Origin of the sequence: Pantoea jilinensis (genome assembly GCF_019104105.1) — a bacterium.
In the GTDB taxonomy this organism is placed as follows: domain Bacteria; phylum Pseudomonadota; class Gammaproteobacteria; order Enterobacterales; family Enterobacteriaceae; genus Pantoea; species Pantoea eucalypti.
This window is the reverse complement of the sequence record NZ_CP077746.1, coordinates 1,492,654-1,505,504: the sequence shown is the minus strand read 5'-3', so window position 1 is coordinate 1,505,504 and position 12,851 is coordinate 1,492,654. Positions and strand designations below refer to the sequence as shown.

The 12,851-nt window shown below is 54.0% G+C and carries 11 protein-coding genes and 1 tRNA gene; 8 read left to right on the top strand and 4 right to left on the bottom strand.

Features of this window, described 5'->3' with window-relative positions; all coding sequences use genetic code 11:
- Positions 1-8: 8 nt before the first annotated feature.
- Positions 9-548 carry a DUF2058 domain-containing protein gene (locus KTJ90_RS06925; protein ID WP_078804538.1) on the bottom strand — a complete coding sequence of 180 codons (540 nt, stop codon included), beginning with the start codon at positions 546-548 and terminating at the stop codon, positions 9-11.
- A 162-nt stretch (positions 549-710) separates the two neighbouring features.
- On the opposite strand from KTJ90_RS06925, the gene KTJ90_RS06920 reads away from it, so the two are divergent.
- From KTJ90_RS06920 to KTJ90_RS06910, 3 genes are all read left to right on the top strand, one after another.
- Positions 711-1,343 carry a TetR/AcrR family transcriptional regulator gene (locus KTJ90_RS06920; RefSeq protein WP_008926027.1) on the top strand — a complete coding sequence of 211 codons (633 nt, stop codon included), beginning with the start codon at positions 711-713 and terminating at the stop codon, positions 1,341-1,343.
- Positions 1,344-1,426: 83 nt separating this feature from the next.
- Entirely contained in the window at positions 1,427-2,809 is a 1,383-nt protein-coding gene (locus tag KTJ90_RS06915; protein WP_438476901.1) for a D-arabinono-1,4-lactone oxidase, read from the top strand.
- 12 nt (positions 2,810-2,821) lie between these two features.
- The gene (locus tag KTJ90_RS06910) at positions 2,822-3,652 is read left to right on the top strand and encodes a glycosyltransferase family 8 protein (protein WP_499026055.1); all 831 of its coding nucleotides are present in this window, start codon (positions 2,822-2,824) and stop codon (positions 3,650-3,652) included.
- An 88-nt stretch (positions 3,653-3,740) separates the two neighbouring features.
- Here KTJ90_RS06910 and KTJ90_RS06905 read toward each other — a convergent pair whose 3' ends face one another.
- On the bottom strand, positions 3,741-4,862 hold the full coding sequence (locus KTJ90_RS06905) for a Gfo/Idh/MocA family protein (RefSeq protein ID WP_476158696.1): 1,122 nt from the start codon (positions 4,860-4,862) through the stop codon (positions 3,741-3,743).
- Between the two features lie 332 nt (positions 4,863-5,194).
- Between KTJ90_RS06905 and KTJ90_RS06900 the strand changes: the two genes are divergently transcribed.
- A tRNA-Asn gene (locus KTJ90_RS06900) sits at positions 5,195-5,270 on the top strand.
- Positions 5,271-5,499: 229 nt separating this feature from the next.
- Here KTJ90_RS06900 and KTJ90_RS06895 read toward each other — a convergent pair.
- Positions 5,500-5,973, bottom strand: a complete 474-nt coding sequence (locus KTJ90_RS06895; protein ID WP_033762056.1) for an NUDIX hydrolase — start codon at positions 5,971-5,973, stop codon at positions 5,500-5,502.
- A 472-nt stretch (positions 5,974-6,445) separates the two neighbouring features.
- Between KTJ90_RS06895 and KTJ90_RS06890 the strand changes: the two genes are divergently transcribed.
- Genes KTJ90_RS06890 through KTJ90_RS06875 form a run of 4 tightly spaced genes read left to right on the top strand, consistent with a single transcriptional unit; the run spans position 6,446 to position 10,384 of the window.
- Positions 6,446-7,897, top strand: a complete 1,452-nt coding sequence (locus tag KTJ90_RS06890; RefSeq protein ID WP_499026472.1) for a circularly permuted type 2 ATP-grasp protein — start codon at positions 6,446-6,448, stop codon at positions 7,895-7,897.
- On the top strand, positions 7,891-8,832 hold the full coding sequence (locus tag KTJ90_RS06885) for an alpha-E domain-containing protein (RefSeq protein ID WP_499026054.1): 942 nt from the start codon (positions 7,891-7,893) through the stop codon (positions 8,830-8,832). Before KTJ90_RS06890 ends, KTJ90_RS06885 begins: the two co-directional genes overlap by 7 nt.
- The gene (locus tag KTJ90_RS06880; protein WP_004571352.1) at positions 8,832-9,626 is read left to right on the top strand and encodes a transglutaminase family protein; all 795 of its coding nucleotides are present in this window, start codon (positions 8,832-8,834) and stop codon (positions 9,624-9,626) included. The genes KTJ90_RS06885 and KTJ90_RS06880 overlap by 1 nt, the downstream gene beginning before the upstream one ends.
- 26 nt (positions 9,627-9,652) lie before the next feature.
- Positions 9,653-10,384 (top strand): proteasome-type protease, encoded by a 732-nt coding sequence (locus KTJ90_RS06875; protein ID WP_105099003.1) that lies wholly within the window; start codon positions 9,653-9,655, stop codon positions 10,382-10,384.
- Positions 10,385-10,532: 148 nt separating this feature from the next.
- Here KTJ90_RS06875 and katG read toward each other — a convergent pair whose 3' ends face one another.
- A complete protein-coding gene (gene katG, locus KTJ90_RS06870) occupies positions 10,533-12,752 on the bottom strand; it encodes a catalase/peroxidase HPI (RefSeq protein WP_004571350.1) in 2,220 nt (739 codons plus the stop codon).
- Positions 12,753-12,851: the final 99 nt, after the last annotated feature.

Below are 12,851 nucleotides of genomic sequence, written 5' to 3'. Positions count from 1 at the left end.
GAATACAATTACCACATCAAATCATCAGGGACTTTGAAATCAGCATAAGGATCATCTTCGTCCTGTGCTTCTTCGCTTAATGCGCTGTTTAACACGATGGCGCTGGCATCACGCTGCGCAATTTTATCCGCTACGCTGGCCGGGATGATAGCGTACTGGCTCTCACCACTGGCGTCGGCAGCCAGGCGGGCAATGGCGAGACGACCATTAATCAGCTGCGTCTGCGTAGGCTTATCCACCATGATCTTTTTAATCAGGTTATTGTCGGTAAAGTTGAAGGTGATGTTGCCTTTTGCCACATCAATTTTGTTCATCTCAATCAACTGCTTGACCTGGGCTTTGTACTCTTTCGACAGCACAGCCAGCTTCTGCTGTTCGTTCAGCTGCTTATCCCGCTCAAGCTGCGCCTTTTTGTTGTCTTCCACCGCGGCTCTGGCTTCGCGCGCCTGAACCCGGGATTTTTTGGCTGTGCGCTGAACCTTGTCCATTTTTTTGCTGGATACCAATCCCGCTTTCAGCATCTGCTCTTGCAAGGTGAGTTTTGTCATTGTGGTCTCTAAGTCGTCTCTGAAGCTGTGAAATTCTATCCGGGATTATACCTGCAATCGTCCGGCGTGTGCCAGGTTGCCGCATCTGCTGCGCCTGCGGTTGCAGGCAGCCACTCAACACTGTGCTAACATTCCCCGGTCAGAATCACTTTATTGAGCACCATGTCAGAACTAACAAAACGTAAAAATGACCCTGAAGGGCTGAAAAAACGCATCATTGCCGGCGCACTTAAGACGTTTGCAGAATTTGGTATGCAGGGTGCGCGGCTGGAGCAGATTGCTGAGCATGCGCAGACCACGAAACGCATGGTGGTCTATCACTTTGGCAGTAAAGAACAGCTTTATATCGACGTGCTGGAACAGGTTTATCAGCAGATACGTCAGCATGAAACGGGCCTTAACCTTGCGGCGATGGAGCCAGAGCTGGCTATGACACGGCTGGTGGAAGCCAGTTTTGATTACCATGTCGAGCATCCCGATTTTATCCGGCTGGTCTGCAGTGAGAACCTGCTGCGCGGTCGCTATATTTCCCAGTCGGCGCAGATAAAAGCACTGAACCGCAGTGCGCTGGATCTGCTGGATGATATCCTGGCACGGGGTCAGCAACAGGGCGTGTTTACATCCGGCGTGCAGACCATTGATGTTCATCGCCTGATCAGTAGCATCTGCGTTCACCACGTTTCGAACCGTTATACTTTCAACGCCCTGTTTAGCCCTGATAATAGCGAAGCGGAGAGTATTCGCCGTAATCGTCAGCTGGCTGTCACCGCAACGTTACGTTACATCCGTAAATAATTACCGGCATTCCTGACTGCATTTGGCAATAGTCTACGCTTAGTGATACTTGTCTTTTAAATGCAATAATAAGGAATGCTGTTGTGACCAGAGACGCACGCCTCTATCCGCTTCGTCAGACCCATATTAAACCCGATGATGATGCACTGTGGAACTGGGCGCAGAACGCGCAGATCGGCCGTCGTCAGCAGGTTCATCGTCCCGCCAGTGAAGCGGAATTACAGACACTTCTTCGGGAGTCACGCGGTCAGATTCGGGTGATTGGCAGCAAGCTGTCGCCAGGCCGCATGCTGCACGTCGCTGATGATGATGTGCTGCTTGATCTCAGCGCACTGAGTGGCCAGCTCGCCAGCGATGAAGAGAGCGTGACCTTTGGTGGCGCGACCCCGCTTGAGCAGGTTTATCGCAGCCTGACCGAAATGAACCGCATGCTGGCATCTTCGCCAGGTGTGATAGCGATTCAGACGCTGGCCGGTGCGATGGCGACCGGCACGCACGGCCAGGGTTTGCAGCAGAGTTCGATTGCCGATGAGGCGCTGGCAATCCGGATGGTGCTGGCCGATGGCAGCGTGCGCGAATTTGTTCGTGGTGAAGCTGACTTCCCGGCCGCGCAGGTCTCTCTCGGGGCGCTGGGCATTGTTACTGCAGTAAAACTTCGTACGCAGCCGTTTCGCATTTTCACCTGCCACAAGAATGCCGTGTCCGCCGATACGCTTGAAGAGGACCTGTTGCGCTGGAACAACGACTATCCGCTGAGCAAAGCGTGGTGGTTTGTTGACGACAACCTGATGCACGTCTGGAACGCCCATGAAGCGAGTGCCGAAGAGCGTGATCGCTATGAAGCACAGGGTCGTCAGGTGGTGGAACATGAGGGTGAGGTTGATGAGAGTCTTAACGACACTATCGACCAGACGCTGGCGCATATGCATCGCGATACTCAGATTGAGGGCAAAGGGGGAAAACAGTTCCGCACCGTTACCCGTTTTCGTGATTTCACCGATGTTACCGGTGACATCTACCAGCTCTTCTGCCGTGGCATTGCAGTTCCCCAGATCAATGTGGAAATCGGCGTACCGCTGGCAAAAACGCCGGCCATTATTCGCCGGATCAAGCAATGGTATGCCGAAAACCGTCCGCATATGCACTACCCGATTATCCTGCGCTGCACTGGCGCATCATCAGCCTGGCTCAGCCCGGCAACTGACCAACCCACCTGCTTTTTCGGCTTTGTCGTCTATTACGCCGATGATGGCTCGCTATCTCAGGAAGGGCTGCACTTCCTGACTGAAGTGGAAAAATTGCTCGCCGAGGAGGGTGGACGCCCGCACTGGGGCAAGTATTACGACGAAGAACGCTACAACTGGCGTGAGATCTATCCGAAGTGGGACGCCTTCCGCGCCCTGCGCAGCCAGCTCGACCCGCAGGGCCGACTGGGTAACGACTACATCACGCCACTTTTTGACTGATTGAGGAAAGCTATGTTTGCCTGGGTAACGCTGTTAACACAACCCGATTATCTGGTGGGCGTGAAAGCGCTGCACCGTTCGCTGAAAGAGAGCCAGAGCCAGTGGCCGCTGGTGGTGATGACGACATCGGCGATTTCAGACGCTGACTGTCAGATTCTGCAAAATGAAGGCTGTGTGATTAAACCGGTCGATCCGCTCTATCCGCGTGACGATCTTGACCAGCATTACGCCTCGGCGCAGTTTGGTGAGGTCTGGACCAAGCTGCGCGCATGGCAGCTCACTGATTATCAGCGCGTGGTGTTCCTGGATGCGGATATGCTGGTGCTTAAAAACATGGATGAGCTGTTTACGCTGGATCTGGGTGAAAACCCGCTGGCTGCCTGTCACGCCTGCCGCTGTAATCCCAACCAGATTGCCTCTTATCCGCCAGAATGGCAGCCAGAGCAGTGTCATTACACCTGGCAGGCACGCGGTGAGCAGGCGCCGGAGAGCGTCGACTATTACCTCAACGGCGGTTTTCTGGTGCTGAAGCCTGACAACGCAATGTTCGACGCACTGGAAAAACGTATTGCCGCCATTGATGATCTCAGCGCTTATCCGTTCTCCGAGCAGGATCTGCTGAATGAAGTGTTCGCGGAACGCTGGAAACCGCTCTCATATATCTACAATGCGTTAAAAACGCTGCCCTTCCAGCACCGTGGCCTCTGGCAGGATGATGAGGTGAAGAACCTGCACTATATTCTGGCGAAGCCGTGGAAACGCGATCTCAATCAGCCGGAGAGCCAGCGTGATCGGTTCTATGCGCTGGACAAGCTGTGGTGGGACAAAAGCGGCTTGATCTGATTACGTCAGGGCGGGAACTTCAGGTTCCCGCCCTGCCCGACGGCATTCATTACCGCAGCGGCAATTTCCTCTCACCTGTGACGCTGCATTACACCGCGATCCAGCGGCGCTGCTCTGCGGAGTGCGCAATCGCTTCCAGGACTTTCTGCACCTGCAATCCCTCTGCGAAATCGGGCCACATGCGATCACCTGCCGCGATACCGTTGATCAGATCGCGGATTTCCACCGTTTTTTGATCGTTAAATCCGATGCCGTGCCCGGCTGAAACACAGAAGTTCGCGTAGTCCGGATGTGCCGGCCCGGTGAGGATGGTTTTAAATCCCTGACGCCCGGCGGGATCGTCATGCAGATAAAGCTCAAGCTCCGCCATACGCTCCTGGGTATACCGCAGTGTGCCTTTGGTGCCGGTGACGACGTACGTCAGCCCCATTTTTGCGCCACAGGCGATGCGTGAGGTTTCAATCACGCCATGTGCGCCATTCGTGAAGCGCAGCAGCGCGCTGGCCTGATCTTCGTTTTCAACCGGTAACTGCCGTTCAGGTGCTTTCGGGTCGGGCCGTGAGGTGATTACCGTCATCATGTCACCGCTGACCTCTGCAATGTCACCGACCAGGTAGTGCGCCATATTGACGATGTGCGCCGCCAGATCGCCCAGTGCACCCAGACCGGCCAGCGCTTTCTGACAGTGCCAGTCGAGCGGGGTTTCCGGTCTGGCGAGGTAATCTTCGTTGTGAGTGCCGTAGAAATGGACCACATCCCCAATTTCGCCATTGGCAATGATCTCTTTTGCCAGCTGGCTGGTGGGGTTTTTCATATAGTTAAAGCCGACCAGCGTTTTTACCCCTGCGGCTTCAGCCGCTGCGACCATCTCCTGCGCGTCCGCCACGCTCAGCGACAGCGGCTTTTCTGAATAGACATGTTTGCCGTGGCGAATCGCCTCCAGTGCCATCTCTTTGTGCAGGAAGTTAGGCGCGCAGATATCCACCACATCAATCGCCGGATCGCTGACCAGCGCGCGCCAGTCGCCGGTTGAACGCGCAAAACCAAAGGTTGCTGCCTGTCGGGCCGCCAGCTCAGGATTCACTTCGGCCAGCATCTCCCGCACGATTTCGCCTTTCAGCGCGAAGACGGTGGGTGCCTGGGCGTAGGCAATGGCGTGGCAGCGCCCGATATAGCCGCTGCCGATCATGCCGATTCTGACTTTGTTCATGTCAACTCCGTATATTCTGTTCAGGATTGAAATGAAATCTACGTTTCGTTTCTGTTGCTGACAAAGCGAGAATAGAGACTTTGTGACGGCCGTAAAAAACTATCCGCTTAAATCATGCGCACAGCAGTCTGACAAGCGCTTTGCACCATCGGAACACCTCATAAACACCTCAGTTTTGCGTGCCTCTTTTTCCGCATGAATGCTCCTTGCAGCGCGTTCTGTCACGGCATAACACGCGATAGTGGCGACTATTTCAGCAGTCGCGCGAATTTATGAAAAAGAGCTTTGACATGCTCCGGCGTGGCCGTTACTATGCGCCCCGTTCAAACGATTCCTCTGTAGTTCAGTCGGTAGAACGGCGGACTGTTAATCCGTATGTCACTGGTTCGAGTCCAGTCAGAGGAGCCAAATTAGAAAAGCCTGCTTAGGAAACTAAGCGGGCTTTTTGCTTTTTGGCGTTTTGTGTGAATAACCCTTCTCTTCAGGCAACCGTGGTTCTTAAGGATTTTCACCCTAATAAATATTTGAGAGCGGCAGTTGCTGTTATGTGACGGGCTGATAGCAGCAAAGTCATGACATTGAAGAAAGACGGGTTACAACCGTGGACAGTTTTGCGTCAGTGAAGAGGTTCAGAATATCATGACGCCGTTAACGTCGACGATCCGTCCGGCTTGCTTTGAAGTATGTTAATGATTAAGTCGCGTGGAAAAATTGTCTCATTGGTGTGTATCAGCTCTTCTATTGTCCACCAATGATAATCGCGAATGACTTCCTTTTCATTGCTACTCCATCCTGAGCGATCGAGATCGACTGTATTTGCATTAACCATAAAGAACCGCTCATCAGCAAGTACTGTCTCTCCACTGGGTAACATCATTGTGAAAGTTCGGGACGCTATTTCTGGTCCAGTTAATGTTCCTGTCAAACCCGTCTCTTCAAATAATTCGCGTAGAGCGGCCTGCTCGAAAGATTCATTATTTTCAAGCCCTCCTCCCGGCGTTGCCCAGTATGTTTTTCCCCTCAGAGCATCGTCTTCATGACAGAACCTGAAGAGCAGGACATGATTTTCAGGCGAAAGAATGATCAGCCGTGATGATGGTCGAATACGCACATTCCACCCTCTTAAAAATTCTTAGTTACTGATTCTCAAAATTTATATAAACATAAATTGCAGCCTGAATCGCCCTGAATGTCTGAATTATCTTACCGCTTCAGTCTCACTCACTGTCCGCTGCTCGCGCTCAACAGATCTCTCATTCCTGGAGTTTTTCTGCTGCGCTCCATGAGCAGATGTTGCTTAAGGCAGCTTGAATTGATCCACATGGAGCCGATAAGCGGACTCTGCGGTAAGTGCGTCGTTTCCTGGCATTACTGGCAATTGCCTCATCAGCGACCATATTTAAAGTAAGCACCTTGTTTTTGCCCTCTTTTCACACAACCTGAAAGCGAGCCGCACCCGAACAGGGCAGAACCGCCCCTTTTTCCCTGATTTTCAGCCCATTTTGCACCCTGGCACACTTTATGCCTGATCGTCAGTGTTATTGAACGATTCAATTGCAGCCTGTCCTGTTTGTGAGGTGATGATGATCAAGATTGACCTTTCCGATTCACCCTTTTTTGATGAAATGTTGATGGCTGAAGGTAAACACCGCAGCCATTATCAGGACTACTGGCAGTGGTTGCAGAAAGCCGATCAGCAGGCCGTCCAGCGCAAAAAAGAGGAAGCTGCGCTGTTGTTTCACCGGGTGGGGATTACCTTTAATGTTTATGGTGAAGACGATGGCGCGGAACGGCTGATCCCGTTCGACAGCGTGCCACGTATTATTCCGCCCAGCGAATGGCAGATGCTGGATCGCGGGATTCGTCAGCGGGTTCAGGCACTCAATGCGTTTCTGCATGATATTTATCATGACCAGAAGATCCTCAAGGCAGGGATCGTCCCCGCTGAACAGGTGCTGGCCAACGAGCAGTATCAGCCGTGCATGCAGGGTATCGACCTTCACCGTGATACTTACGCCCACATTGCCGGAACCGACATGGTGCGGGGAGGCGATGGCGAATATTACGTCCTGGAAGATAACCTCCGTACGCCCTCTGGTGTCTCTTACATGCTGGAAAACCGCAAAATGATGATGCGGTTATATCCCGAACTGTTTGCCGGGCAGCGTATCGCGCCGGTTTCCCGCTACCCTTCTCACTTACTGCAAACCCTGCGCGAAAGCACGACCGTCAACGATCCGACCGTTGTGGTACTGACACCTGGCCGCTTTAACAGCGCCTATTTCGAGCACAGCTTCCTCGCTCAACAAATGGGCGTTGAACTGGTTGAAAGTGTCGATCTGTTCGTGAAAGACGGCGCGGTGTTTATGCGCACTACCGCAGGTCCCTGCAGGATTGATGTGATCTATCGACGTATCGACGACGCCTTCCTCGACCCGCTGGCGTTTCGCGCCGATTCCATGCTCGGCGTTCCCGGCCTGCTGTCGGTCTACCGATCCGGTGGTGTGGTGCTGGCGAATGCGATAGGCACCGGCGTGGCAGATGATAAATCGATCTATCCGTACGTCCCGGAGATGATCCGCTACTACCTTGCTGAGGATCCCATTCTCAACAACGTGCCGACGTGGCAATGCCGCAAAGAGAGCGATCTCTCTTTCGTACTGGCAAACCTGGAAAAAATGGTGGTGAAAGAGGTTCATGGTGCAGGCGGTTACGGCATGCTGATTGGACCCAAGGCCAGCAAGGCGGAAATTGAACGTTTCCGTGAATTGCTGCGCGCTCGACCGGAAAATTACATCGCGCAGGAAACACTGGCGCTTTCCACCTGCCCGACCTTTGTCGATAACGGGCTCGCACCGCGTCACATCGACCTGCGGCCCTTTGCGCTGACCGGCGCCGAAATTCGTCTGGTACCAGGTGGATTAACCCGCGTAGCACTGGAAGATGGCTCACTGGTGGTGAATTCCTCTCAGGGCGGCGGAACCAAAGATACCTGGGTACTGGAAGAAAATGCGACGGAGGATGATGCATGCTAAGCAGAACAGCCAGCGAACTGTACTGGATGGCACGTTATCTGGAACGCGCCGAGACAATTGCACGCCTGCTGGACGTGACCAATAAGCTGTCGATGATGTCGATCCGTGATTTCCACGCACGCGATGAAAACAATGATTTACTGGTCCCGCTGACCATGACCGGCACGCGGGATCTGTTCGACGAGCACTATCCGCAGGCGTCGATGGGGAATCTGCTTAATTTCTTCGCACTGGACAGTTTCAACCACAGCAGCATTTTCAGTTGTCTGCAAATGGCCTGGAACAATGCGCATGCGGTGCGCGGCAGCCTTTCCTCTGAAGTCTGGGAAAGCATCAATGCCACGTGGATAGAGATGAAGCTGATCCGCCGTCAGGGCGTCGGTTCTGCCGGTGCAGACGCGTTCTTTGACTGGGTCAAAGAACGTTCACATCTGTTCCGTGGGGCGATGTTTGGCACCTTGCTGCGCAGTGATGCACAAAACTTCATCCGCCTCGGTACCCTGCTGGAACGCGCAGACAGCACCGCGCGCCTGCTGGATGCTAAAAATCAGCTGTTGAACGCCGATGAGGATCCGGTGCGTGAATACTACCGGATGGACACGCTATTGCGTGCAGTCAGCGCCCGTGAAGCGTTCCACACGCTTTATAAGCAGCAAATCAGCCAAAGAGGTATTGCCGAGCTGTTGATACTGCGCCGCGAGCTACCGCGTTCTCTGCTTTCCTGCATCGAACTTATGGCCCAGGAGCTGGATGAGATCGGTGGCAGCGCGGGTAATCAGCCCCGTCGTCGCGTTCATACCCTTTATGCTCAGCTGCGCTTCACCGAAATGGACGAAATTGTTGAGATGGGTCTCAGTCCCTGGCTGATGCAGTTTCTGGATCAGACCAATGCCATCGCTGAGTGCATTCATCAAACCTATCTGGAGGCTCAATAATGAAACTGAATGTCACGCATCAGACGCATTACAGCTATGCGCAACAGGTTAAACACAGCACGCAATATCTTCGCCTTACGCCGCAGGATTCCAGTCATCAGAAGATATTGTCGTGGGATCTGACCTTGCCGGAATACGCCACCCGCACGCTGGATGCTTACGGCAATATCCTGCATGTTCTGACACTCGACCAGCCCCATCAGGCCATTACCATTGTCGCCAACGGCGTGGTGGAGATTGAAGATAATACGGAAGATGATAATTGCGGGCATCTCTCACCACTGGTGTTTCTGCGCACCAGCCCGCTGACGCTGGCCGATGGCGCGATCCGTGATTTCGCCAGTCGTTACTACCGGCCGCAGGCACAGCATGAGAGTCTGTGCAATCTGATGGGCGAACTGCTGCTGAAAATGCCCTATAACCCCGGCAGCACCACGGTAAAAGACAGCGCTTCCCAGGCCTTTTCCGCACAAACCGGCGTATGTCAGGACCACACGCATGTTTTCCTGGCCTGCTGCCGCAGCCTGGGTATCCCGGCGCGTTACGTCAGCGGCTATCTATACTCGGAAGACTCCGCACATGTGGCCATGCATGCGTGGGCGGAAGCCTGGCTGGATGACCGGTGGCAGAGCTTTGATGTCACCAATAACACCTGCCAACCGAATCAGCATTTGAAACTGGCTATCGGCATAGATTATCTTGATGCATGCCCGGTCCGCGGTATCCGGTTAGGTGGAGGAAGCGAAGACATGCGCACTGTTGCCGCCGTTGCCATGCTCGACGTTCCGCAATGATCCTGAATACCTGAGGAAGCCATTTTATGACTTACTGTGTGGCCATGCGCTTGTCCTCTGGCCTGGTGTTTGTTTCAGATTCACGCACCAATGCCGGAGTGGACCATATTTCCACCTTCCGTAAACTGCATGTGTTTCATCAAAGCGATGAACGGGTGCTGGTGATTCAGAGTGCCGGAAATCTGGCGACCACACAGAGCATTATCAGTCTGCTGCATCGTCGCTGCGCAGACGATGAGCGGGAAAACCTGCTGAACGTAACGTCCCTGTATGATGCCGCCAGTTTGCTGGGTGAAACGGTGCGTGAAGTGATCGCCCGGGACAGCGGCGCAAATCAGGGTGGCAATACAGATTTCAGCTGCAACCTGCTGCTCGGTGGACAGATTAAAGGGGAAGGTCTGCGGCTGTTCCACATCTATCCGCAGGGAAACTTCATCGAAGCCACACACGACACGCCCTATTTCCAGGTAGGTGAGAGTAAGTATGGTAAGCCGATTATCGATCGCGTACTGAACTACGACACCGCCCTGGATCAGGCGATGCAATGTGCGCTGATTTCGATGGACTCCACACTGCGCAGTAATCTTTCTGTGGGCCTGCCGCTGGATGTGATGACCTACCCCAAAGACAGCTTTAGTGCCGCGCAGCAGCACCGGATTACCGAAACGCACCCCTATTTCGACATGATCCGCAAAGGCTGGGGCGAAGGGCTGCTGAGCATTTTTGCGCAGTTGCCGCCGCTGAAACTGGACGAGTAATTATCTGCCACACCAGCTCTGAGTAAAAAGGATCGCCTCAGACCTGCCATCAGAAGCATAGCGCGCAAAAAAAACTGCACCCTACTCGGTTGGATTACCAACTTTTGGGGTGCAGTCACTTGTCAGCGTTTTACCGCGTTAACACCAGTCAGATATCAAACCGATCCAGATTCATTACTTTGGTCCAGGCGGCCACAAAGTCTTTGACGAATTTTTCACGGGCATCACTGCTGGCATAGACTTCCGCCGAGGCACGTAACACCGCGTTAGAACCGAATACCAGGTCGGCGCGGGTGGCGGTGAAACGGGTTTCCCCATTAACACGATCACGTCCGGTAAAGTGCTCGTTGCTGCTATCAGTCGCTTTCCATTCGGTACGCATATCCAGCAGATTGACGAAGAAATCTGTGTTCAGCGATCCCACATGGTGCGTGAAGATACCGTGCTGGCTGCCATCAAAGTTAGCACCCAGTGCACGCATCCCGCCCACCAGCACCGTTAACTCCGGTACAGTCAGCGTCAGCTGTTGCGCTTTATCGATCAGCAGACTTTCAGTGGTGGTTTTGCCAAAGCCAGTGCCGTAGTTGCGGAAACCATCAGCACGCGGTTTCAGCAGATCGAACGACTCGATGTCGGTCTGATCCTGACGCGCATCAACGCGGCCCGGCGTGAACGGAACCTCAATCGCGACGCCAGCCGCTTTCGCCGCCTGCTCAACGCCCACAACACCCGCCAGCACGATCACATCCGCCAGTGAAGCCTTGTGTGCTTCGCGCTGGATCGCTTCCAGCGTCGGCAACACGCGTGCCGCGATGGCATTGACCTGCCATTCACGTTGCGGCAGCAGCGCCAGTCGGGCACCGTTGGCACCACCACGCTTGTCGCCACCACGGAAGGTGGATGCTGAGGCCCACGCAACTGACACCAGCTCGCTGACGCTGAGACCGGATGCTGCAATCTTCTCTTTCAGCTGGGCGATATCTGCCACGGTTGGATGATAAACCGGTGCAGGCAGCGGATCCTGCCAGATCAGATCTTCCTGCGGCACTTCCGGACCGATGTAACGCGCTTTTGGCCCCATATCACGGTGCGTCAGCTTAAACCAGGCACGGGCAAAGGCTTCGTTGAACGCCTGCGGATCGTTGTGGAATCGACGCGAAATTTTTTCAAATTCCGGGTCAAAACGCAGCGTCAGGTCAGTGACCAGCATGGTCGGTTTGTGTTTCTTCGTGGAATCAAACGCATCCGGGATGATTTCCGGTGCATCAGCCGCTTCAAACTGAATAGCGCCCGCCGGACTGCGCGTCTGGACCCACTCATATTTGAACAGGTTCTCGAAGAAGTAGTTGCTCCACTGGGTAGGCGTCTGAGACCAGATGACTTCCAGGCCAGAGGTAATAGCATCTGCACCGACACCCGTGCCGTGGCTGTTAACCCAGCCCAGGCCCTGCGCTTCAATGGGCGCGGTTTCGGGATCGACACCGACGTGGCTGGCGGGTGCGGCACCGTGGGTTTTACCCAGCGTATGACCACCTGCAATCAGCGCGACGATCTCTTCGTCGTTCATGCCCATGTTGCCGAAGGTGGCACGAATAGCCGGGGCCGCAGAAGCAGGATCGCCGCTGTGTTCCGGACCTTCCGGGTTCACGTAGATCAGACCCATTTCAGTGGCGCCCAGTGGTGACTGCGCCAGAGATTCCGGATGACGGTGTTCCAGCCAGGCCGCTTCTTCGCCCCAGTTCACATCCATATCCGGTTCCCAGACATCGTCACGGCCGGCACCAAAGCCAAAGGTGCGGAACCCGGAGTTTTCCAGCGCAACGTTACCCGCCAGAATATAGAGGTCGGCCCAGGAGATTTTCTGACCATATTTCTGTTTGATTGGCCACAGTAAACGGCGCGCTTTATCCAGGCTGACGTTATCAGGCCAGGAGTTTAACGGGGCGAAACGTTGCTGACCACGGCCCGAACCACCGCGTCCGTCCACGGAGCGATAGGTTCCGGCGCTGTGCCAGGCCATGCGAATAAACAGACCGATATAGCTGCCCCAGTCAGCGGGCCACCAGGATTGTGATTCGGTGAGCAACCCTTTGATGTCAGCTTTCAGTGCAGAGTAATCTAATTTGGCAAATTCTTTACGGTAATCGAAGGATTCATCAAGCGGGTTCGAACGGGATGAGTGCTGGTTCAGCAGGTCAACCCGGAGTTGATTCGGCCACCAGTCACGGTTAGTTGTTCCGCCACCCGGCGCCTGATTTGACTGAGGTGGTTTGCCCGCATGAAAAGGACATTTGCCCTCAGGCGCTTCGCGATCGGCTTCGACAATAGGCTTTGCATCTTTTGCATCTTCATCAACGGAATTGCTCATGGTCACACCTCTTTTTTGTATTTTCATCGCTACTCTATAGAGGATTTTCAGGATCGCACACCTGTCTCATCCTATATGTTTGATAGCTTTTACCTTTTT